The sequence below is a fragment of the Flavobacterium sp. genome, from assembly GCF_031422135.1.
In the GTDB taxonomy this organism is placed as follows: Bacteria; Bacteroidota; Bacteroidia; order Flavobacteriales; family Flavobacteriaceae; genus Flavobacterium.
Window position 1 is genome coordinate 1 of the sequence record NZ_JANOQD010000125.1, and the last position, 23,186, is coordinate 23,186.

General features: G+C 32.3%; 19 protein-coding genes. 8 read left to right on the top strand and 11 right to left on the bottom strand.

The genetic code is table 11. The features are described 5' to 3' along the window. From rpsA to RMO70_RS16385, 6 genes are all read right to left on the bottom strand, one after another. On the bottom strand, window positions 1-1,346 hold a 1,346-nt coding region (gene rpsA, locus RMO70_RS16360; protein ID WP_310557515.1), incomplete at its 3' end, for a 30S ribosomal protein S1. 374 nt (window positions 1,347-1,720) lie between these two features. Further along, entirely contained in the window at window positions 1,721-2,974 is a 1,254-nt protein-coding gene (locus tag RMO70_RS16365; RefSeq protein WP_310557516.1) for a nucleoside permease, read from the bottom strand. 76 nt (window positions 2,975-3,050) lie between these two features. Beyond that, the gene (gene cmk, locus RMO70_RS16370; protein WP_310557517.1) at window positions 3,051-3,731 is read right to left on the bottom strand and encodes a (d)CMP kinase; all 681 of its coding nucleotides are present in this window, start codon (window positions 3,729-3,731) and stop codon (window positions 3,051-3,053) included. Window positions 3,732-3,902: 171 nt separating this feature from the next. Then, window positions 3,903-4,919, bottom strand: a complete 1,017-nt coding sequence (gene porQ / locus RMO70_RS16375; RefSeq protein WP_310557518.1) for a type IX secretion system protein PorQ — start codon at window positions 4,917-4,919, stop codon at window positions 3,903-3,905. 108 nt (window positions 4,920-5,027) lie between these two features. Beyond that, a complete protein-coding gene (gene lon, locus RMO70_RS16380) occupies window positions 5,028-7,478 on the bottom strand; it encodes an endopeptidase La (protein ID WP_310557519.1) in 2,451 nt (816 codons plus the stop codon). Window positions 7,479-7,674: 196 nt separating this feature from the next. Next, window positions 7,675-8,613 carry a DUF6252 family protein gene (locus RMO70_RS16385; protein ID WP_310557520.1) on the bottom strand — a complete coding sequence of 313 codons (939 nt, stop codon included), beginning with the start codon at window positions 8,611-8,613 and terminating at the stop codon, window positions 7,675-7,677. A gap of 137 nt (window positions 8,614-8,750) precedes the next feature. On the opposite strand from RMO70_RS16385, the gene RMO70_RS16390 reads away from it, so the two are divergent. The 5 genes from RMO70_RS16390 to RMO70_RS16410 are packed head-to-tail and all read left to right on the top strand — an operon-like array spanning window position 8,751 to window position 14,059. After that, a complete protein-coding gene (locus RMO70_RS16390) occupies window positions 8,751-9,305 on the top strand; it encodes a sigma-70 family RNA polymerase sigma factor (RefSeq protein WP_310557521.1) in 555 nt (184 codons plus the stop codon). Beyond that, on the top strand, window positions 9,302-9,838 hold the full coding sequence (locus RMO70_RS16395; protein ID WP_310557522.1) for an anti-sigma factor: 537 nt from the start codon (window positions 9,302-9,304) through the stop codon (window positions 9,836-9,838). The genes RMO70_RS16390 and RMO70_RS16395 overlap by 4 nt, the downstream gene beginning before the upstream one ends. After that, window positions 9,822-10,889, top strand: coding sequence for a hypothetical protein (locus RMO70_RS16400; protein ID WP_310557523.1), 1,068 nt, complete (start codon window positions 9,822-9,824; stop codon window positions 10,887-10,889). The genes RMO70_RS16395 and RMO70_RS16400 overlap by 17 nt, the downstream gene beginning before the upstream one ends. Before the next feature lie 11 nt (window positions 10,890-10,900). Beyond that, on the top strand, window positions 10,901-11,638 hold the full coding sequence (locus RMO70_RS16405) for a head GIN domain-containing protein (protein ID WP_310557524.1): 738 nt from the start codon (window positions 10,901-10,903) through the stop codon (window positions 11,636-11,638). Between the two features lie 24 nt (window positions 11,639-11,662). Next, on the top strand, window positions 11,663-14,059 hold the full coding sequence (locus RMO70_RS16410; protein WP_310557525.1) for an outer membrane beta-barrel family protein: 2,397 nt from the start codon (window positions 11,663-11,665) through the stop codon (window positions 14,057-14,059). A gap of 39 nt (window positions 14,060-14,098) precedes the next feature. Here RMO70_RS16410 and RMO70_RS16415 read toward each other — a convergent pair whose 3' ends face one another. The 5 genes from RMO70_RS16415 to RMO70_RS16435 form a co-directional block, all read right to left on the bottom strand. Continuing rightward, on the bottom strand, window positions 14,099-15,397 hold the full coding sequence (locus RMO70_RS16415; protein ID WP_310557526.1) for an MFS transporter: 1,299 nt from the start codon (window positions 15,395-15,397) through the stop codon (window positions 14,099-14,101). A gap of 135 nt (window positions 15,398-15,532) precedes the next feature. Continuing rightward, window positions 15,533-16,348: a M48 family metallopeptidase gene (locus tag RMO70_RS16420; protein ID WP_310557527.1), complete on the bottom strand. Its 816-nt coding sequence runs from the start codon at window positions 16,346-16,348 to the stop codon at window positions 15,533-15,535. A 35-nt stretch (window positions 16,349-16,383) separates the two neighbouring features. After that, entirely contained in the window at window positions 16,384-18,780 is a 2,397-nt protein-coding gene (locus tag RMO70_RS16425) for a glycoside hydrolase family 31 protein (protein ID WP_310557528.1), read from the bottom strand. 259 nt (window positions 18,781-19,039) lie between these two features. Continuing rightward, complete coding sequence (gene glgB / locus RMO70_RS16430) at window positions 19,040-20,941, bottom strand: 1,4-alpha-glucan branching protein GlgB (protein WP_310557529.1); 1,902 nt, start codon at window positions 20,939-20,941, stop codon at window positions 19,040-19,042. A 204-nt stretch (window positions 20,942-21,145) separates the two neighbouring features. Next, complete coding sequence (locus tag RMO70_RS16435; protein ID WP_310557530.1) at window positions 21,146-21,310, bottom strand: maltotransferase domain-containing protein; 165 nt, start codon at window positions 21,308-21,310, stop codon at window positions 21,146-21,148. Between the two features lie 142 nt (window positions 21,311-21,452). On the opposite strand from RMO70_RS16435, the gene RMO70_RS16440 reads away from it, so the two are divergent. Genes RMO70_RS16440 through msrB (RMO70_RS16450) form a run of 3 tightly spaced genes read left to right on the top strand, consistent with a single transcriptional unit; the run spans window position 21,453 to window position 23,159 of the window. Then, complete coding sequence (locus tag RMO70_RS16440) at window positions 21,453-22,283, top strand: alpha/beta hydrolase (RefSeq protein WP_310557531.1); 831 nt, start codon at window positions 21,453-21,455, stop codon at window positions 22,281-22,283. Window positions 22,284-22,293: 10 nt separating this feature from the next. Beyond that, window positions 22,294-22,770, top strand: coding sequence for a peptide-methionine (R)-S-oxide reductase MsrB (msrB, locus tag RMO70_RS16445; protein WP_310557532.1), 477 nt, complete (start codon window positions 22,294-22,296; stop codon window positions 22,768-22,770). 2 nt (window positions 22,771-22,772) lie between these two features. Beyond that, complete coding sequence (gene msrB / locus RMO70_RS16450) at window positions 22,773-23,159, top strand: peptide-methionine (R)-S-oxide reductase MsrB (RefSeq protein ID WP_310557533.1); 387 nt, start codon at window positions 22,773-22,775, stop codon at window positions 23,157-23,159. Window positions 23,160-23,186 lie beyond the last annotated feature (27 nt).

The following is a 23,186-nucleotide window of genomic DNA, read 5'->3' on the forward strand; positions in this document are numbered from 1 at the left end:
ACATCTAGTTCAAGAACTACAATGTCTAATTTTTCGCCTACAGCGATAAATTCTGATGGATGTTTGATTTTTTTAGTCCAAGATAAGTCAGAAATGTAAACCAATCCGTCGATACCTTCTTCTAATTCTACGAAAATTCCAAAGTTTGTAAAGTTTCTTACCGTTCCTGTATGTTTAGAACCTATTGGGTATTTAGCTGTAATATCAGTCCAAGGATCTTGCGTCATTTGCTTGATACCTAACGACATTTTACGTTCGCTTCTGTCAAGAGTTAAGATAACAGCTTCAACCTCAGTTCCTACTTTTACAAAATCTTGAGCCGAACGCAAGTGCGTAGACCAAGACATTTCAGAAACGTGAATTAAACCTTCAACACCTTCAGCTACTTCAATAAATGCTCCGTAATCAGCAAGTACAACTACTTTACCTTTTACTTTATCACCTACATTCAATTCTGCATTTAATGCATCCCATGGGTGAGCGTTTAATTGTTTTAAACCTAATTGAATTCTTGTTTTCTCATCGTCAAAATCAAGAATTACAACATTCAATTTTTGGTCTAACTCAAGAACTTCACTTGGGTGATTGATTCTTGACCAAGAAAGATCTGTAATGTGGATTAATCCATCAACACCACCTAAATCAATAAACACACCATAAGAAGTAATGTTTTTAACAACACCTTCTAATACTTGTCCTTTTTGTAATTGACCAATAATTTCTTTTTTCTGTACTTCAATATCCGCTTCGATAAGTGCTTTATGAGAAACAACAACGTTTTTGAATTCGTGGTTGATTTTCACCACCTTAAATTCCATCATTTTGTTCACATACTGATCGTAATCACGAATAGGTTTCACATCGATTTGAGATCCTGGTAAGAAAGCTTCAATACCAAAAACGTCAACAATCATTCCACCTTTTGTTCTACATTTCACGAAACCATTAACGATTTCTCCAGTTTCGTTTGCAGATATAACTCTATCCCAAGCCTTGATAGTACGTGCTTTACGGTGAGATAATACCAATTGACCTGTTTTGTCCTCACGAACATCAATTAATACTTCTACCTTATCACCTACTTTAAGTGATGGGTTGTAACGGAATTCGTTTAAAGAAATTACACCTTCTGATTTAGCGTTGATATCAACGATAACATCACGGTCTGTAATTCTTACAACTACTCCTTCAACTACTTCTTCTTGATCTGTTGCAATGAAAGTTTTTGCAACTAGTTCTTCAAATTCTCTTAAGTTTTTCTCATCAACGGCATCTATTCCTTCAGAATAATTGTGCCAGTTGAAATCTGCTAAAAACTGCTCTTGTGATTTTAATGTTTCAGACATGTCTGATAAAAATTTGTATTTTGTTTTTCGTGAGTTTCTTTACGCGATAGAAAAACAAAAGTGGTTTACATAAATAATTGATTTCCAAACGAAACTCTACTCTGCATTTTGGACTGCAAAAGTAATTCTTTTTTATTAAACTGCAAAGGAATAGCAATATAATATAGGTAAATAGCATTAGGAGCAGAACATTACCGTCTTTAGGAACATTCACCCGCTTTCGCCAATATCTTTTTGTTTTGCACTTCGCCCTTCGACACTGCTCAGGATTGCTCAGCGCAAAACAAAAAGGATATTTGGCTCTATCGGGGCTAGACAACAAGCATTACGCTTTAAAATAAAAAAGCGCTTGACTAATCAAACGCTTTGTCTTTTTAATGACTTACATTTTCAATTGCTTTAGGGTCGTGTTTGTGTTTGAACAAAATTGCAAATGAAATAGCAATAACCAATGCATAGGCAGCAAAAGCCAACCAGATATTATGCCAGTCTCTCAGATTATTATGCGTAAAATATTTATCAATGACAAAACCACTAATTAAGCCTCCAAAAAAAGCTCCAAAACCGTTAGACATCATCATAAATAAACCTTGAGCACTTGATCTAATTTTTGAATCCGTAGTGGTTTCGATAAATAATGAACCTGAAATATTAAAGAAGTCAAATGCCATTCCGTAAACAATACATGACATAATAATCATCCATAATCCTCCTTCAGGATCGCCATAAGCGAATAAACCAAAACGCAACACCCAAGCCAACATACTAATTAACATTACTTGCTTGATCCCAAAACGTTTTAAGAAAAATGGAATTGCTAAAATAAAGAGTGTTTCAGATATTTGTGAAATGGACATAATTATTGTCGAATATTTGACTACAAATGAATCAGCATATTTAGGAACGTTTGCAAATTCTGACAAATAGGTATCTCCATACATATTTGTTAATTGTAAAGCTCCTCCTAAAAACATTGAAAACACAAAAAATAATGCCATTTTATAGGTTCCAAATAATTTAAAAGCATCAAGACCTATTTTTTTAGCAAAAGAGGAGTCCTCATCAATTAATTTTTGTGGTGGACATTTAGGCAATGTAAAAGAATAAATACCCAGTACAACTGCGGCAAAAGCAGCGATATAAAACATATTTGCTGACGCCTTATTTCCTGACAAATTAGTCAACCACATAGCCGCTATAAATCCAATTGTACCCCAAACACGAATGGGTGGAAAAACTTTTATGACATCATAATTGTTATTTTTAAGAATATTATAAGCCACTGAATTTGATAAAGAAATCGTAGGCATATAACAAAGCATTGCTGCAAAAATTACCCAAAAAAAAGTGGTTGGATTATCAACCATTGGAATACAAGCCAATATCAAGCCTCCTAAAATATGTAAAGCTCCATATAATTTTTCAGCATTTAAAAATTTATCAGCGATTATCCCTGTCAAAGCAGGCATAATGATTGAAGAAAAACCTAATGTTGAAAAAATGGCTCCAAACTCTCCTCCACTCCATTGTTTTGTACCAAACCAATAATTTCCTATAGTAATTAACCAAGCTCCCCATACAAAAAACTGCAAAAAACTCATTATAGTAAGCCTATTCTTTATGTTCATTTTTAAAATATTAAATTATTATAACGTTATCGAATCGTAAAACTAACAAATAAAATAACTTTACAAATAGTTTTGATTAAATATTGTTAACCAAATCAAGAACAATTTGAAATTGCTCTTCTCTAGTTATATTAGAATTGTCTATTTCAATAGCATTATGAGCCATTACTAATGGTGAATCTTCACGGTGTGTGTCGATGTAATCTCGCTCTTGAACGTTTTTGAGTACTTCTTCAAAAGATATAGACTCTCCTTTTGACACCATTTCATCAAACCGTCGTTGTGCCCGAGTTTGTGCACTTGCGGTCATAAATATTTTGAGTTCTGCATCAGGAAAAACCACCGTTCCTATATCACGACCGTCCATTACGATTGCTTTGTTTTTCCCCATTTCTTTCTGTTGTTCGACTAGTTTGGCTCGAACTTGGGATATTTCGGCTACTTTGCTCACAAAATTAGATACTTCGATGGTACGGATTTCTTTTTCAACGTTTTTATTGTTGAGGTACATTTCGGCAAAGCCTAGTTCTGGATTGAATTGAAATTCAAGTTTTATTTTTGTCAAATCAGCTTTTAAACTTTCCGTATCAAAATACTCTAAATTAATATAGTTATTCTGAATTGCGTATAATGTTACTGCACGATACATTGCGCCTGTATCCACAAAAACATAGCCTAAATGTTTGGCAAGTTGTTTGGCTAAGGTACTTTTTCCTGTGGAGGAGAAGCCGTCGATGGCTATGGTTATTTTTTTCAATTTTGAGTGTTTAATAAAAACGCAAAAGTAACTATTTTAGCCCTGATGGAAGTGAAAATCCTTTTATTATTTTGTCATCCTGAGCTTGTCGTAGGAAACAAAATAATAAAAGATTGCAACGTACAGCAGGTATAATGTTCCTAAAAACGGAATTGTTGTGCTTCTAAAAAACTACAAATTAATCATTAGACCAAACAAACTGGTGTTTGACGCCAAGGTATATCTGGAATAGGAATAATCAAATCTAAATTTGCTAAAACGGATTCCAAATCCTGCTGAAATCCCTGAAAATGTGCGTTGCTCTAGTATTTTGAGTTCGGCAGCACGACGGAAATTATAACTTAATCTGATATTGAATGCTTTCTGAGGAAACAATTCGACTCCAAATATTACATGACGCATTGCGTTTCCTAAGAAACTGACTTTTTCAGGTATTAGAGCACCGTCGATGGTTTGCTCGCCTCTTGCTGGATTAGAAAATGCAACATTCCATTGTTGCAAATTTTCGAGTGTAAGGTGCCAACGGACGGGAACGTTTTCAAGTTCTTGTGAGATTCCTGCGGCAATTTCAAACGGTAATGGTTCGCTATTGCCTGCGTAGGATTTTAATTGTGTTCCAAAATTACGAATGGTTAATGCATAATTTATATCATTTCGATCGTCAATATAAATGGCTCCTAAATCGAGAGCTACACCATAGGATTTGTAACTCTCAAGGGTTGATGCGATTAACTTTGCATTAGCCCCCAAATGTAGTTTTGTGAAGGGGATATTGTAAGCATAACCAAACGAAAGCGCAATTTCGTTTGCCGAAAAATTCCCTGTGGGTTGTCCTAATTCATCACGCCCGTCAAATTTTCCATAATTAATATAGCTAATTCCTGCGTGAAAAGTTTGTAAATGCCTGTCGTAAGTATAAGCATAAGCAGCTGTTCCGTATTTGACATCGCCTAAATAGCTGCCATAATTGAGTGCAACCCGACCATCCATTTCAGGGTTAATTGATGCTGGATTGAATAAAGGTTGGTTGACATCATAATCGTAGGTTGTAATTGTTTTACCTCCTAAAGCGGCTTGCCTTGGAGAAGAAACTAAATTCAAAAATTGATAAACTCCTCTACCCCCTACTTGACTGTAAGTTGAAATAAATGTGAGATTTAGAAGTAAGAAAAAGAGTTTTTTGAACATTTATGATTGTCGTTTTACAAATAGATAACGCAAAAGCGAAGATATTATTTTTTATAAAAAAAACGACTAAAATCTAGCCGTTTTTAAATTATTTTTAAACGTTAGAAATTATAACGTTTTGGCATTTTTAACCTTTTCTTTGGTAATTGCTATTGCAAGTACTTCGTGCATTTCTTTTACATAATGAAAGGTTAAACCTGTTAGATACTCCGCTTTTATTTCATCAACATCACTTTTATTTTCGTGACACAAAATGAGTTCTTTAATATTAGCTCGTTTTGCGGCTAGTATTTTTTCTTTGATTCCGCCAACTGGCAATACTTTTCCACGCAATGTTATTTCGCCAGTCATTGCTAGGCTTTTTTTGATTTTTTTCTGTGTAAAAACAGAAACTAATGACGTAAGCATAGCGATTCCTGCACTTGGTCCGTCTTTTGGAGTTGCGCCTTCTGGTACATGTAAGTGAATGTTGTATTTGCCTAACATTTCAGAATTTAAACCTAAAAGTTCTGCATTCGCTTTGATATATTCTAAAGCAATGGTTGCCGATTCTTTCATAACGGTTCCTAAATTACCTGTAATAGTCATAATTCCTTTTCCAGGAGAAATCAGTGATTCTATAAACAAAATATCACCACCAACACTCGTCCAAGCTAAACCAGTAACGACACCAGCCACATCGTTGCTTTCCGATTTATCTCTTCCCATTCTAGGAACACCAAGTATTTTAACAATATCTTCGTCAGTTACTTTTATGTTGTATTCTTCTTCCATAGCAACCGATTTGGCTGCGTTTCGGATTACTTGAGCAATTTTATTTTCGAGCCCACGTACACCTGATTCTCGAGTATAGCCTTCCACAATTTTTTCTAATTGTTTTTTACCAATACTTAAATGTTTTGAAGTCAAACCGTGTTCTGCCAATTGTTTTGGAAACAAATGTTGCTTGGCAATTTCTACTTTTTCTTCAATAGTATAACCTGACATTTTAATAACTTCCATTCTGTCTTTTAAAGCGGGTTGAATGGTTGCCATATTGTTTGAAGTAGCAATAAACATAACTTTGGACAAATCGTAACCTAATTCAAGGAAATTATCATAAAAGTCGCTATTTTGTTCTGGATCTAACACTTCTAATAATGCAGATGAAGGGTCGCCTTGATTACTGTTAGACAATTTATCGATTTCGTCCAATACAAAAACAGGATTCGATGTTCCCGCTTTTTTCAAACTTTGAATTATTCTTCCTGGCAAAGCACCAATATACGTTTTACGGTGTCCACGAATTTCAGCCTCATCACGCAATCCACCAAGTGAAATACGAACATACTCTCTACCCAAAGCTTCGGCAATCGATTTTCCGATAGATGTTTTTCCAACTCCAGGAGGTCCTGTAAGGCAAAGAATTGGCGACTTCATATCGTTTCGAAGTTTCAAAACCGCTAAATGTTCAATCATTCTTTTTTTAACATCTTCCAACCCAAAATGATCTCTATTCAATATTTTTTCGGCACGTTTTAAATCGAATTTATCTTTAGAGTAATGCCCCCAAGGTAAATCAAGAAATAATTCTAAATAGTTTCTTTGGATACCAAAATCAGGGGATTGAGGATTGGAACGTTGCATTTTTGACAATTCTTTATCAAAATGCTTTTGTGTTTTTTCATCCCAAATTTTGGTTTTCGATTTGGTTCGCATTTCTTCGATTTCTTCTTCTTGCGAAACGCCTCCCAATTCTTCTTGAATGGTTTTCATTTGCTGATGCAAGAAATATTCTCTTTGCTGTTGGTCTAAATCGAAACGTACTTTAGACTGAATATCGTTTTTAAGTTCCAGTTTTTGGAACTCCAAGTTCATGTATTTTAAAGTAGCAAGTGCTCTCTCTTTTAGATTATTAATTTCTAATAATTCTTGTTTTTCGACCACAGAAAGATTCATATTGGATGAAACGAAGTTTATTAAAAAAGAATTGCTTTCTATATTTCTAATAGCAAAAGTAGCTTCGGTAGGAATATTTGGGCTTTCAGTAATAATTTGAATGGCTAAATCCCGAACAGAATCTATTATTGCTAAAAATTCTTTGTCTTTTTTTATAGGTCTTTCTTCTGCAACGTTTTTAATTGTTGCTTTTAGATAGGGTTCCGTTGCGGTAACTTGGTCAATTTCGAAACGTTTTTTTCCTTGAAGAATTACTGTTACGTTACCATCAGGCATTTTTAGAACACGAAGAATTCTAGCAACAGTACCTATTTTATTAATATCGTCTTGAGCTGGATCTTCGTCTTCTTCATTTATTTGAGAAACCACTCCAATAATTTTGTTAGTTGCATTGGCTGCATCAATCAACTTTATGGATTTATCACGACCCGCTGTAATAGGAATTACTACGCCAGGAAAAAGTACGGTGTTGCGAAGTGGTAAAATCAGTAAATCCGAAGGCAATTCTTCGTTATACATTTCTTCCTCATCTTCTGGGGTAAGTAATGGAATTAAATCAGCTTCGGAATCAAATTCTTGAAGTGACAAATTGTCAATGGTAATTATTTTTTGTTGAGACATATTATATTTAGGTCATTTTGTCATTAAACAATGAATATTTGAAATGTAAAAATACTACATTCAAACAATTATTAAGTTGAAAATCAATAAATAAGAAAATTATTTAATAGGATTTCAATATAATAAGTCAAGGATTATGCCATAAAAAAACCGTCTAGTTTTTTTTACTAGACGGTTTTTAAATAATCAACAGAGTTTATAAATAAGTTACATCAAATGTTCCTTCTGTTATATTTCGTGTTAAAAATGGAGCCAATAGCGTTTCTGCCTCAAAACTAAAGGTTCCCTTTACTCTTCTTGTGCTGGCATTATGAGAAGTAATTGTCATAGTGCCTGTTCCACCAAAAATTCCTGATGTTGTTCCATCCATAATGTATTGACCTCTTTCGTCATCAAATGGTGTAAAATCATATGTTGTACCTGCAGTGGTATTGTCAGGAAATGCTAACCCAATATTTTCAATACTTCCTCTTCTACCAATAACGGATATCAAACTACTTTGCTTAATTCCAGTTATATTAGTAGGTACAAAATTAACTCCGTCAAGTTTTGCAGTAAAAGTATTATTTGTTGGAGTTGTAATTACATCTGCGGTATAAGATAAATTTGTAAAAGAACCATTTGTGAAAACTTTTGTAGTTATTGTGGCACCAGTAGTATCTGTAAATTTAACTCCAGTAAATTTAAATGTTCCTGATATTTTCTTGTTAATTGTATCAATATTCGATATCACAATTTGTGCAGTATCTGTATAGTTTGGAAAGTTTGCAAAACTACCCGTATTGTCATTAACAGCTATAAATGGAGTATTTCCTGAACCTGTTGAATATATTAAGGCAAAATTTGTTGAATTAGTACCTAAAGTATAAGTACCTACCCTAGCATTTGGTATAGTGATTTGGAAAAACTCTCCTGAAGGTTTTAAGCCTGTAATTGATACGTAATCATTATTAACAATAGCCTGTGTAAAGCTTGCAACATAAGTTTGTCCGTCAAAATCTACTTTAAATTCACCTGTAGAAACTGTTGGTGTTGGATTAGGTATAGTCCCTTCATAAGGCTCCACATTACATGCAGCAAAAAATAGTACAGTAAACATCAGTATAAAAACTGAAATTTGTTTTAATTTATTCATTTTGTAGGTTTTAATTTATTAATAAATTTTTGCAAATATATACTATATAATGCATCTTAAAAAAATTATTAAATTATTTTTACAAAAGTGTAACAATCAAAAAAGTAACAAGTCTTTAATACAAATAAATCCGTTATTTGAGTTTAGCCAATCAAAATATAGAACACTTAATTGCATTGTGCAAACAGAAAAATCAGCTGGCACAATTTGAAATATACAATCGCTATTGCAAAGCGATGTATAATGTGGCTTACCGTATTGTGAAAGACGAACATTTTGCGCAAGATGTTATGCAAGAAGGATTTCTGAAAGCTTTTACAAAAATTAACGATTACAAACAGGAAGTCCTTTTTGGGGCTTGGTTGAAAAGAATTATAGTAAATTATAGTATTGATTTTTACAAAAAAAATAATCGAATTACGTATGATGATTTTGAAAAAAATGTATTTAAGATTGAAGATTCGTCTGAAAACATAACAGACAATTTGGATTTCAAAAATTTGAAAGTGGCACAAATTCTTGACGCTATGAATTCGTTAAAAGAGAATTACAGAATGGTTTTGACCTTATTTTTTATTGAAGGTTACGATCAGGAAGAAATAAGTGAAATCCTAAATATTAGTTATGCTAATTGCAGAACAACATTAAGTAGGGCCAAAGAAAGTTTACGCCATAAATTGACAGAAATATGAAAAATGAAGAGGACAAAATAAATCAGTTGTTTGATAAATTTCAGAATGAATGGGATATCAATGAATTGAATGAAAACCACGACGATGCGTTTCTTGAAAAACTGAATCAGAAGAAACCAAAACAAAAACTATGGTTTACAGTGGGAATTGCAGCAACCATATTGCTTTCTTTTGGTATTGTTTTCTTTTTTAATGCTGAAGAAAAAACTAATAATTTGGAATTTGCTTCCAGTGAAACCAGAGAAACAGATTCTGTTTTTAATGCAATGATTAATCAGCAATTGTTAAAAATTAAAGAAAATAATTCACCTGAAAACAAAATGATAATTGACGATGCAATGCTCCAAATGAAAACTTTTGACGCCGATTATGAAAGTATTAAAAAAGAACTAGAAGTAAATGGTGAAAGCAAACAAATCATTTTTGCAATGATTAGCAATTTACAAACTCGAATTTCTTTTTTGCAAAATGTAATGACAAATATTGAAAACAATGAAAAAATTAAAAATACTTCCAATGAAAAAACAATTTAAAATATTCCTACTGTCCTTTCTAATTCCATTTTTTGGATTGGCAAACGATGAAGAATTTGGGTTCTCAAAACAAAAAAATATTAAAAAAGCTTATTTTGTAAATACTGATGCTGGAATAAGTATTGACAACTCCTACGGAAACATTTTTGTAACCACTTGGGATGAAGACAAAATAGAAATTGATGTTTTGATTAAAGTAAGTGGCAATTCTGAAAAATGGGTCAATAAACGTATTGATGATATTAATGTAGAAATTCAAGCTTTAAAAAATTTGGTTTCAGCAAAAACAATTATTGCACAATCTGACTTTTACAACAATGGAAATACGAATAGTTTTGAAATTAATTACACCATAAAAATCCCTAAAAACGGCAGTGTAAATCTTAACAATAAATATGGGGATATCATAACAGGTAATCTAACTAATAATTCAAATATTCTATGCAAATACGGCAAGATAACATTAGGCAGACTCAACGGAAGTAATACTAGTATCGAATTAGGATATTGTCCAAATTCAACCGTTGAATACATTAAAAACGGAACTATTGATGCTAGATATTCTGGCTTGAAAATCAACGAAGTAACCAAACTATTCTTAGACTCCAATTACACTGATGTTTATATTGGCGAAGGTCAAAATATCAGTTATGATTCCAATTATGGAAAATTAAAATTTGGTAAAGTCAATTCGTTAAATGCTTCTGGAAATTATTTGACCATACATATTGCAGAAATTTTTAATACGCTCAAATTGGAAACCAATTACAGTCAAATTTCGATTGATACTATTAATGAAAAAGCTAATAACGCTACTATTGATATTGGTTACAGTAACATAACTATTGGTTACAGTCCAAATTATGATTTCGATTTTGATGTTTCAACAAAATATGGTGAATTTAAACACGGTAATGATTTGGAAATAAATAACAAAGAAGAAATCAAAAACGCCAAACAAATAAATGGTTTTCACGGAAAAAAAGGAGTCAATAAGTTGATCATAAATTCAAGATACGGAAATATAAATTTAATAAAAAATAAAAACTAAAAACTAAAATTATGAAAAATTCAATTCAATTATCAATTGTATTATTACTGTTCGCATCCACAATTACTAATGCACAATCTTGGGGAAACTGGGAGAAAATTAAAGGAAATGGAAACCAAAAAAATGAAAGAAGAACAACTGCTGAATATGACGAAATCAAATTGCAAGGGTATTATGATGTCGATTTAATTGCAGGAAAAGAAGGTGAAATTACAGTTCAAGCCGAAGAAAATTTAATGCCTTATATAAAAATAGAAGTCGAAGGCAATGTCTTGAAAATTTATCAAGAAAAAGGGAAAAACTTGCAACCAAGCAAAGGAAATAAAATTTTAATAACAGTTCCTTTTGACAAAATTAGTGCCGTTTCTTTGTCAGGTTCTGGTGATGTGAATACAAAAAATTTAATAAAAACAGACAAATTTACAGCAACATTATCAGGATCAGGTGATTTGAATCTTGATATAGAAGCTAATGATGTTGAAGCAAAATTATCAGGTTCTGGCGATGTTCGATTAAAAGGAAAATCAGATAAATTGACGGTTTCAATTTCGGGATCAGGCGATATTACTGCAAGCAATTTAATAGTAAATGATGTCGAAGCAGGAATTTCGGGTTCTGGTGACATTAAAGTCAATTGCTCTGGAAATTTAAACGCTAGAGTTTCTGGTTCTGGAGATATATTTTACTCAGGCGAGCCAAAAAACAAAGACACCAAAGTCAGTGGTTCAGGAAATATTAAAAAAGGATAGACTTTTATTAGAATTTAAATAAAAATGAAAAAAAAAATCAAATTAAAAATTTTAATACTATTTTTCTGTATTAATTTTTCAATACTAGCACAAAATAATGAAAATTTAGAAGGAGTGGTTTCTGGTAGAATTTTAGATGACACGTCAGCACCACTTCCTTTTGCTAATATAAATATTTATAATCTAGAAAAAAAAATCTTAGTAGGAAGTATAGCATTTGAAAATGGAAAATTTGAAATCAATAATCTTCCGCTCCAAAAATTGATTTTAGAAATTAGTTATACTGGTTTTAAAACTTTTTCGAAAGAAATTATTTTGGATGCCAATACTAAAAAATACAATGTTAGAATCGTAAAATTAGAATTAGATGCATCGGTATTAAATGAAGTACTAATTCAAAAAGAAAAAAGTGCAATCACTTTTAAACGAGACAAAAAAGTATTTACTATTGGAAAAGATTTACTGGCACAGAGCAATTCTGCATTAGGAATATTAGAAAATATTCCGTCAGTAACTGTTGATGCTAATGGGCAAGTCAGTTTGAGAGGAAACCCAAATGTTATTGTGTTAGTAAACGGAAGACAATCAGGATTGACACTAAACAATGCTTTAGATCAAATTCCTGCAATAAACATTGAAAATATTGAGGTGATTACAAATCCATCAGCTAGTTTTCAAGCATCAGGTTCAGCAGGAATATTGAATATTGTATTAAAGAAAAACAAAAAAGAAGGTATTATTGGGCAAGTTTCTTTGATGTCAGGAGCTCCCATTGATTCTAGAATAGGATCTTCTTTAAATTATAAAAATAACAAAATTAATTTATTTGCAACCGTTGGTCTACGGTATACAGATTATGTTGGAACCTACAGTTCAAATCAAATATACAATCCTTTGGGATTGAATACATCATTAAAACAAACTGAAAATGAAAATCGAAATGATGAAGGAAAATCATTTTATGGTGGTTTTGATTATTTTATTAATGATAAAAATACAATAACCGCTGCTTACAATATAAATAATACAAAAGACACTGATAATTCGACACTTAATTACAACTACTTAAATGATAATAAATTAGATAGTCTGTTGGTTCGAAATGGAAATTCATTAGAAAAAAGGAGTTACAATCAGCTGGAATTGAATTATTTAAAAACATTTAATACAAAAGACAGAAAATTGACTATTGATTTTCAATATGATTTTTGGAATAGTAACAAAGACTGGATTATCAATACAACTAAAATATTGCCTACTATTGAAAATTCTGGACAATTGAGAACTAATACTAAAAATGGTAATAAAGATTTTGTTTTACAAACCGATTATGCACATCCTATTTCAGAAAAATCTAAAATTGAGTTTGGATTAAAAGGCGAACTCCGAAATGTTGCCAATGTCTATCTCGCAGAAAATTTTATTGGCAATGAATGGTTTATTTTTAATGGATTAAATAATGATTTGAAATATAATGAAACCATTTCAGCAGCCTATATTCAGTATGGAAACGAAATAGGGAAATTCAATTATCTTTTAGGAGTGAGAAACGAAAATACATTGGTAAAAATAAATGATACGAATCAATTGTTTGTCAAGAATATCAAATACAGTAATTTGTTTCCAACGTTGCATTTAGCATATAATTTTACAGAAAAAACAAGTGTTCAACTTAGTTATAGCAAAAGAATAAACCGACCTTCAATTTGGATTTTAAATCCATTTAACGAAATAAAAGATTTTACGTTTCAAACTGTTGGAAATCCCGATTTGAATCCTGCTTACACAAATGCTTTTGAAATTCAATTTAATAAAAATTTTGAGAATCTTTCTATAAGTTCCTCTACCTATTACCATCGAACAAAAGATTTTTTCCAAAATTATGTGTATCAAGATAGCAATCAATCGTTTGTATCAAAACCCATAAATTTAAATTTAGAGAACAGATTTGGCCTTGAAACTTCAATAAATTATAGTCCAATAAAGATGTTGAAGTTATTTTCAAATTTCAATTATTATGGATTTTCCCAAGAAGGAATATTTGAAAGTCAAAATTATAATTTTTCAAATCGATACTGGGAGTTTCAATTCAGATCACAAATAAAACTTCCAAAAGAAATCAATTTTCAATGTTTTATTCAATATCAAGGGGAAAATAGAAATTCACAAACATTGACAAATTCGCAGTATTATGTGAATGTATCACTAAACAAAAACTTTTTATCGAACAAACTTACTATTGCATTCAATGCCACAAACATTTTTGACTCAAGAATAGAAAATCAGTTAACTACCAATCAAAATTATCTTTTGAATAGAATTTCAAGTCGAAATGCCGAAAGGTTTAATTTCAATATGGTATACCGTTTTAGTGAAAAACAATTTAAAATAAGAAATACAAAAGAAGGCAATAGGAATTAGAATCTATTGAATGTTAGTGGTTTGCTAAAAAGCGTTCGGTTATTTCTGAACGCTTTTTTTAGGAACTCGAAATAATAAAATTAATCCAATAACAAAAAACAATCCTAGAAAAAGAATAGCATTTCGCATAGAACCTGTCACTTGGTCGATAATTCCATAAATTGACATTCCAATAACGATTCCTACTTTTTCAGTAACGTCATAAAAACTAAAAAACGAAGCAGTATCTTCGGTTTCAGGTAAAAATTTAGAATAAGTCGATCGTGAAAGTGCTTGAATTCCACCCATAACTAATCCTACAAATCCAGCGGTTACATAAAAATGTATGGGTAAAGTTACAAAATAAGCGAAAACACAAATCACAACCCAAATGGCATTTACGACTATTAATGTTGGAATATTTCCAAATTTATTAGATGCTTTAGACGTTAAAAACGCACCTAAAACTGCCACTAAATTAATAACAAGAATACTAACAATCAAGCCCATTCTTTTTTGAGAATCGGTTTCCCACAAAATTTCTTTTTCTCCAAAATAAGTTGCGACTAAAATTACAGTTTGAACCGCCATACTGTATACGAAAAACGCAATTAAATACCTTTTTAAAGACGCATTCTCGAAAAGTTGATTTTTCACTTTTATAAGTTCTTTAAAACCATTAAAGAAAACTGATTTTGTTACTTTTTCATCATTATGATTGCCTTTCGGTAAATAATAAAAGGTATATTGAGCAAAAATCATCCACCAAATTCCAGTAAGCACAAATGACAATCGCATCGCTTTTACAGCTTCTTCTCCTTCTTTCCCAATTACTAAAAACAAACAAATGATCAATAAAATAACACTTCCTATATAACCCATCGAATACCCTTTGGCACTCAAACCGTCTTGTTGTTCTTTGAAAGCTACATCTGGCAAATACGAATTATAGAAAACCAAACTTCCCCAAAAACCAATTAACGCAAAAAAATAGAAGAATAATCCTAGATATATATTCTCTAAATCAAAAAAGTACAATCCTAAACAAGAGAAAGAACCTGTGTAGCAAAAAATTTGCAAAAACTTCTTTTTATTTCCAATATAATCAGCAATTCCAGATAAAATGGGAGACATAATTGCAATAACTAAAAATGCAAATGCTGTAATAAAAGTTATTAAAGCTGTATTTGATAGTGTTATACCAAAAACTATAATATCTGTACTTGATTTTGAAAATAAATTAGCATAGAAAATTGGAAAAATAGCTGATATAATAACCAAGGTATAAACCGAATTTGCCCAATCGTAAAATGCCCAAGCGTTTAGTAATTTTTTATCACCTTTTTGAAGATTTGCCATTATTAGATTTTTTTTGGTTTTATTGATTTTTGTTATTGCAATTGACTTTTGATATTATTTTTTAAAATCCAAATATAATTAAAAAACGAAAGCCACTTCAATTGAAATGGCTTCTTCATATTAATTTAATCTTATCTATTTGAAAACAACACCAAATTTTGCCGCTTCTGCTTTTGCGGCTGGAATTTGAGACGTGATTTTTGCTATACGAGTTTCGTTTGAAGGGTGCGTACTCATAAACTCGGGTGGTGCTTGTCCGCCTTTTGCCGACATCCGTTCCCAAACGGTTACTGCATTTTTAGGATCGTAACCAGCAATGGCCATTAGATTCAAACCTATCATATCGGCCTCACTTTCGTGATCACGACTAAAAGGTAACATCACTCCTACTTGACTTCCTATTCCAAAAGCTTGATTCCACATGGCTTGTTTTTCAGGAGTTTGATTCTGCGTTCCAACAGCTACAGCTACTCCTCCTAATTGTTGTAACATTCCTGCACTCATTCGCTGTGCACCGTGATCTGCAAGTGCGTGAGCTACTTCGTGACCCATAACGGCTGCCATTGTGGCTTCGTCGTTCGTAATTGGTAAAATCCCTGTGTAAAAAACAATTTTTCCACCTGGCATACACCAAGCGTTAACCTCTTTGTTATCAACCAGTTTATATTCCCATTGGTATCCTTGCAAAACCGATGCTTTTCCGTTGGCGGTTAACCATCTTTCAGCAGCCGCTTTTATTTTCATACCTACTTTCTCAACCCGTTTAGCTTCAGCTGTTCCTAAAACTACTTTATTTTCAGATAAAAACTGTCCGTATTGTTGAAATGCTTGTGGAAATAATTGATCGTTTGAAACTAGCGCCAAAGTCTTTTTGCCTGTAAAAGGATTTGTAGAACAAGATTCAATTAGCACTAAAGCTGAAATACTCAAAAAACAAACTATCTTTTTCATAACTATAAATTTTATTTAACAAATTTAAGAAATTACTATCCTATAAAGTGTAATTCGGTAAAATCTTTTTTAATAATCAAAAAATTATCATTTTCAAAAGAAACTTCCTCGAAAGCAACTTCTTCATTATCAATTTCAATTTTATTTACTTTAAACGGTAATCCCTTTAAATTTATTTTAATAGTTTCATAAAGTGGTTCAAAATTTCCTTCTTTGTGTTGTTGGATAATTAGTTCTTTTTCTTTGCCAGTCATATTGAAAGTTTTGAAACTAAACCTTCCTTTATTATAGTCGTAACCGTCTTGTGCATCTTCATAAACTAATGATTTTTCTTTGCCCAATTTATAATAAACGTCTAATGATAATTCTGGAATTTCAAGTTCTCCAACGTATTGTTGCACTGGATATTTTGGAATAATAGCGCCTTCTTTAATGAAAATTGGTACTTCATTATAATCGGTTTTGACCCATAATTCTTTTTTACCGTGCACAAATTCGTTTGTCCAATAATTATACCAGTTTCCTTTTGGTAAATACAATCGTCTACCTAAAGCATTTGGTTCTAAAATAGGACACACAAAAATTTGGTTTCCAAAAATAAATTCGTCGGTTCTATAATGTGTTTGTGCATCTTCTTGATCAAAATATACCAATGGTTTTAGCATTGGAATTCCGTCGTTGATATATTGCCAAAACATCGTATATAAATAAGGTAACAATTGGTAACGAAGTTCTACAAACTTTCTTGTAATATCAATCACATCATCGTCAAACGACCACGGTTCTTGATTGCCGTGATGTCCAGATGAATGTGTTCTGCAAAACGGATGAAAAACACCTAGCTGAATCCAGCGTGCATACAATTCTCCTGATGGTTGCTCTGCAAATCCGCCAATATCAGAACCTGTAAAACCCATTCCAGAAATAGACATTCGTTGCACTTGAATATTGGCAATCCATAAATGTTCCCAAGTAGCCACGTTATCGCCTGTCCAAGAAGAAGTATATCGTTGTGAGCCTGAATAGGCAGAACGTGTAATAATAAATGGTCGTTTTGGGTAAGCAAAACGTTTTACTCCTTCGTATGTAGCTCGCGCCATTTGCGTTCCATAAACATTGTGCGCTTTGCGATGGCTACAAGGATTTCCGTCATAATCGTGACGAACATCCAATGGAAAAGTTTTGGTAGGAACTTCCATAACGGCTGGTTCGTTCATATCATTCCAAACGCCTTTCACTCCTATTTCAGAAATTAATTCTTTAAACAATCCTGCCCACCAATCTCGAACTTCTGGGTTCGTATAATCGGGGAAATTACAATCTCCTGGCCACACTTTTCCTTTCATATAAGGTCCATCGGCACGTTTGCAGAAATAATCTTTTTCTAAAGCTTCTTTATAAACCGAATATTCTGGATCAATCTTGATTCCTGGATCTATAATTACTACAGTTTTGAAACCATCTTGTGCCAAATCGGCAACCATTCGTTTTGGATCTGGAAAATATTCTTTACTCCAAGTAAAACATCGGAAACCTTCCATATAATCGATGTCTAAATAAATAGCATCGCAAGGAATTTTAAGTTCACGGAATTTGTTGGTTACTTCTTTTACTTTACTTTCTGGATAATAGCTCCATTTGCATTGGTGGTAACCCAAAGCCCATAATGGTGGTAATTCTGGTTTACCGGTAAGATGTGTATAAGTTGTAACAACATCGCTCATTTTTGGCCCATAAATGAAGTAATAATTCATTTCGCCACCATCTGCCCAAAAACTGGTTACGTTTCTTCTTTCGTGACAAAAATCGAAAAACGAACGAAAAGTATTGTCGAAGAAAAGTCCGTAAGAAACGTCGTCGTGCAAGCCAATATAAAAAGGAACTACTTTGTATAAAGGTTCTTGTTCTTTTTGAAATGCATATTGATCAGTCGCCCAATTCTCTAATCTTTTTCCTTTTAGATTTAAATGAGTTGCTTTGTCACCCAAACCATAATAACTTTCGCCATCGCGAGAAGCTTTACTCATTTTGACAATATTACCACCAAATTCGTAGCATTCTTCCCAATGGAAACCCATTTCATCTTCCAAAATGATTTTTCCTGAAAGGTCATAAATACCAACACGTAAATCTGCTTTTTGAATATGACAAACTACTTTACTGGTTTTTATTTCATAATGTTCTTTTTCTTCAGAAACCTCTAAAAAATTATAACCGTGTGATTGAGTTTTATCGATAGCATACGAAAAGTCGTTACTAAAATATCCTTTAGTTGTAAATCGAAAACGAATCATACTATCGCGTAACACAGTTACTTTCAAAATAACATTGTTATCAGTATAGAAATAAACGCTATCAACTTCTTTGATAACATTTACAATTTTTGAAGGAAATAAATCCCCTTTATATTCTAATTCGGTATTAGTAATCATAATTTTTATTTAGAATAAGAATCAAATTTACAAAGAACTACATTGTAATTTGATATTATATCAAAGTAGTTTTTAACTATAACGTTTGCGAATGGTAATATTTTTTTTTTAAACTATCAAAAAATTTAGTTCACTAGCTTTAAACTTTATTTTTTTAACTACTTAGGATAATTTAAAAAATAAATTTTATAGAAAAAAAATAAATTTTTCACATAGTTATGTTAACTAAAGTTGAGCAAAACGACTTTTTATCAAATTTTTAAGCTATTCTAAAAACCAAAATTCCCAAAGGTGGTAAAGTCATTTCAGCTGAAAATTCTTTACCATTCCAAGCCGTTTTCTCGATTTTAATTTGATTATTTTTTACACCACTTCCACCATATTTTGTATCATCTGAATTTAGAATTGTGGTTAGTTTTCCATTTTTATGAATACCTATTCTATAATTTTCTCTTATAACAGGTGTGAAATTACAAACCACAATAATATCCTCTTTTTCATTATTTCCTTTACGAATGTAGGAAAGAACAGAATTCTCGCTATCGCCATAATTGATCCATTCAAAACCATCAGCGTTGAATTGTTTTTCGTGCAATGCGGGTTGGTTTCTATAAATTCCGTTCAAATCGGTAATTAAAGACTTGATTCCGTTGTGATAATCATATTGTAATAAATGCCAATCGAGACTTTGCTCAAAATTCCATTCGGCTGTTTGCCCAAATTCAGATCCCATAAACAGCAATTTAGAACCCGGATGCGTAAACATATAGCCGTATAATAAACGAAGGTTTGCAAATTTCTGCCATTCGTCGCCAGTCATTTTATCTTGAATGGATTTTTTACCATAAACTACCTCATCGTGTGACAAAGGCAACATAAAGTTCTCGGTAAACGTATAGGTCATCGAAAAAGTAATGTCATTTTGATGGTGTTTTCTATAAATAGCTTCTTTTTGGAAATATTCTAACGTATCGTGCATCCAACCCATCATCCATTTCATACCAAAACCCAATCCGCCAAGATAAGTTGGTCTCGAAACCATAGGAAATGAAGTGCTTTCTTCGGCAATGGTTTGTACGCCTTCAAAACTTCTGTATACTTCTTCGTTGAGTTCTTTAAGGAAACTAATGGTGTCGAGATTTTCTCTTCCACCAAATTCATTTGGTTCCCATTCGCCATCATTTCTAGAGTAATCGAGATACAACATCGAAGCTACAGCATCAACACGCAAACCATCAACGTGGTATTGTTGCAACCAAAAAATAGCATTACTTATTAAAAAAGAACGTACTTCATTGCGCCCGTAATTAAAAATCAAGCTTTTCCAATCGGGATGATAGCCTTTACGTACATCTGGATGCTCATATAAATGTGTGCCATCAAAAAATCCTAATCCGTGCGCATCACTCGGAAAATGAGAAGGAACCCAATCTAGAATCACGCCAATTCCAGCTTGATGTAATTTATCGACTAAAACCATAAAATCTTGCGGTTTCCCAAAACGGGAAGTTGGTGCAAAATACCCAACTAGCTGATAACCCCAAGACGGATCGTAAGGATATTCCATTACTGGCATAAACTCGACGTGTGTGAAACCTGTTTCTTTGACATAAGCTACCAAATCTTCGGCAAGTTCAAGATAAGTCAAGAAATTACCTTCGCTATTTCGTTTCCAAGAACCTAAATGCACTTCATAAACCGAATATGGTTTGTCGAGCGCATTGGTTACTTTTCTTGTTTCCATCCACGATTTGTCTTTCCATTTATAATCTAAATCCCAAACGACTGATGCTGTGTGTGGCGGTTTTTCGCAATATAAAGCAAACGGGTCTGCTTTCTCCGATTTGATATCGTTGTGATGCGATGTGATTTTGTATTTGTAGGTTGTTCCTCTGTCTATATTTGGAATAAAACCCTCCCAAATGCCCGAACCATCCCAACGAACTTGGAGTTTGTTTTCGCTTTCTAACCAATAATTAAAGTCACCAACTACATCGACTGCTTTGGCAGTTGGAGCCCAAACGGCAAAATAAACGCCTTTTACTCCGTTAACTTCAATACTATGTGCGCCTAGTTTTTCGTAAAGACGATAATGTTTTCCAGCTTTGAATAAATCGATGTCGAAGTCTGTGAAAAGCGAATGGGATTGTAATTGGTTCATTTTTTTGTTTGTTTTACAACCCTTAGCATAGTTGAAGGGCTTTTTTTATAAATTATCCCTCAACTGCGCTCAGGATGACAGCAATGTAAAATCGATACAGTTAGTTACCTCGAGCGCAGTCGAGAGGATTATTCTATTTATAATCAGAATTTGTTGTGTTTCTACATTCAGCTAAAGTTTGTATCATATAAAAATAACCTTTAATTAATGCTCTTTTTTAAATTTAGACCATTTTTTTAATTTTTCGTGTTTGAATTGCACAATAGCTTCCATTATATCATGTCCATCAGAAATAACATCAGCAGTTACATTTACTTTTTTACTTACAATACTTTTTATAAAAAATGCTCCATTAACCAATTGAGGCAAAACATTTTAAACAACTACTCTTTTCTGATTCAACATTTTTATGATATTTTTAAGATGTATAAATTTAATAAAAAAAAATAATATACTAACTTGCATAAACTTTATTGAAAGTTCAATAATATCACACAAGAAATACCAATAGATGAAAATTCCTAAATCAATTTTACTAACTGCTAAGTTTTTACAATTTATTTCTCCAAAATTAACAACTGTTTTTGCAGCAAAATTGTTTACAACACCTATAAAACACAAAACTCCAAAAAGAGAATTAGAAATGGACAAAAATTCTCGTCAAGAATTACTTTTTATTCCAAAAATAAATAAATCGGTTATGGTTTATCATTATGGTGAAAGTGACAAAAAAATACTATTGGTTCACGGTTGGTCTGGTCGTGGAACACAATTGGTCAAATTTGCCGATGCATTTCTGAAGTTAGGTTATTCCACCATAAGTTTTGATGGACCAGGACACGGAAAATCAGGTTCTAAAACTACGATTATGCCTGAATTTGTAGCTACAACATTAGAAATGCAAAAACAATTTGGCCCGTTTGAAGCGGCCGTTGGTCACTCACTTGGCGGAATGACTTTGTTAAACGCTGTAAAACGTGGTTTGAATTTAAAAAAAGTAGTAATTATTGGAAGTGGTGATAAAATTAAAGACATCCTTTTGGATTTCGTAAAAAATATGAAACTTAATACCAATGTTGCAGAAAGAATGAAAGTGTATTTTGAAAACAAATTTGAGGAATCATTAGAAACTTATGCTGCTAGTGATGCAGCAAAAAGTGTTATGATTCCAACTTTAGTTATTCACGACGAAAATGATTATGAAGTACCTATTTTTTGTGGAAAAAATATTTTTAAAAATTTACAAAATGGGGAATTGTTAGTCACTACAAAATTAGGTCATCGCAAAATATTAGGAGATGCAACAGTTGTTGAAAAAACGATACAATTTATTCATTCTTAAACTAAGAAAAATGAAAAATACAGCTCTATTAATGTTCGTGCTATTTAGTCTAAATTCTTGCAATAGTCAAGAAAAAAAAACGGATAAACAAAATTTCCCATTAGTAAAAACAGAAGCGGAATGGAAACAAAAACTAACTCCTTATCAATATCAAGTAGTCCGAGAGAAAGGCACAGAACCTTCTTTTTCGGGAAAATATTACAACCATTTTGAAAAAGGATATTATGCCTGTGTAGCATGCGAAAAACCATTATTCACTTCTAATGCAAAATTCAATTCTGAATGCGGTTGGCCCTCGTTTGATCAAGCCATCAAAGGAAGTGTAATATACAAAACAGATTCGACTTTTGGAATGCAACGCACCGAAGTAATTTGTGCTAATTGCGGAGGACATCTAGGTCACGTTTTTGATGATGGACCAGCCGAAACAACAGGAAAAAGGTTTTGTACTAATTCAGTTTCTATAATATTCGTACCAAAAAAATAATTATGAAATACAAAGTAGACAAATCAGAAGCCGAATGGATTGCGCAACTGGGTATTGAAAAATACAAAATTCTTCGTCAAAAAGGAACTGAATACCCACATTCTGGTGCCTATAACTTACATTATGAAAACGGAACTTATGTTTGTGCTGGTTGTCAGGAACCCTTATTTGAGAGTACATCCAAGTTCGATGCGCATTGCGGTTGGCCCTCTTTTGATGAATCTATTTCCGGAAAAGTTGAATATATAAAAGACAGCACCCACGGAATGATTCGTACAGAAATTGTTTGTGCTAATTGCGGTGGACATTTAGGTCATATTTTCAATGATGGTCCTACAAAAACGGGACAACGTTATTGTGTAAACTCACTTTCTATAGATTTCAAATAAATAGTATTGTCATTTTAAGTAATTTTC

What these genes read in the sequence shown, in the direction of transcription:
- RMO70_RS16365 (WP_310557516.1), bottom strand. Translation starts at nt 2,974, where the DNA reads ATGAACATAAAGAATAGGCTTACTATAATGAGTTTTTTGCAGTTTTTT.
- porQ (WP_310557518.1), bottom strand. Translation starts at nt 4,919, where the DNA reads ATGTTCAAAAAACTCTTTTTCTTACTTCTAAATCTCACATTTATTTCA.
- lon (WP_310557519.1), bottom strand. Translation starts at nt 7,478, where the DNA reads ATGTCTCAACAAAAAATAATTACCATTGACAATTTGTCACTTCAAGAA.
- RMO70_RS16385 (WP_310557520.1), bottom strand. Translation starts at nt 8,613, where the DNA reads ATGAATAAATTAAAACAAATTTCAGTTTTTATACTGATGTTTACTGTA.
- RMO70_RS16395 (WP_310557522.1), top strand. Translation starts at nt 9,302, where the DNA reads ATGAAAAATGAAGAGGACAAAATAAATCAGTTGTTTGATAAATTTCAG.
- RMO70_RS16400 (WP_310557523.1), top strand. Translation starts at nt 9,822, where the DNA reads ATGAAAAAACAATTTAAAATATTCCTACTGTCCTTTCTAATTCCATTT.
- RMO70_RS16405 (WP_310557524.1), top strand. Translation starts at nt 10,901, where the DNA reads ATGAAAAATTCAATTCAATTATCAATTGTATTATTACTGTTCGCATCC.
- RMO70_RS16410 (WP_310557525.1), top strand. Translation starts at nt 11,663, where the DNA reads ATGAAAAAAAAAATCAAATTAAAAATTTTAATACTATTTTTCTGTATT.
- RMO70_RS16415 (WP_310557526.1), bottom strand. Translation starts at nt 15,397, where the DNA reads ATGGCAAATCTTCAAAAAGGTGATAAAAAATTACTAAACGCTTGGGCA.
- RMO70_RS16420 (WP_310557527.1), bottom strand. Translation starts at nt 16,348, where the DNA reads ATGAAAAAGATAGTTTGTTTTTTGAGTATTTCAGCTTTAGTGCTAATT.
- RMO70_RS16425 (WP_310557528.1), bottom strand. Translation starts at nt 18,780, where the DNA reads ATGATTACTAATACCGAATTAGAATATAAAGGGGATTTATTTCCTTCA.
- glgB (WP_310557529.1), bottom strand. Translation starts at nt 20,941, where the DNA reads ATGAACCAATTACAATCCCATTCGCTTTTCACAGACTTCGACATCGAT.
- RMO70_RS16440 (WP_310557531.1), top strand. Translation starts at nt 21,453, where the DNA reads ATGAAAATTCCTAAATCAATTTTACTAACTGCTAAGTTTTTACAATTT.
- msrB (WP_310557532.1), top strand. Translation starts at nt 22,294, where the DNA reads ATGAAAAATACAGCTCTATTAATGTTCGTGCTATTTAGTCTAAATTCT.
- msrB (WP_310557533.1), top strand. Translation starts at nt 22,773, where the DNA reads ATGAAATACAAAGTAGACAAATCAGAAGCCGAATGGATTGCGCAACTG.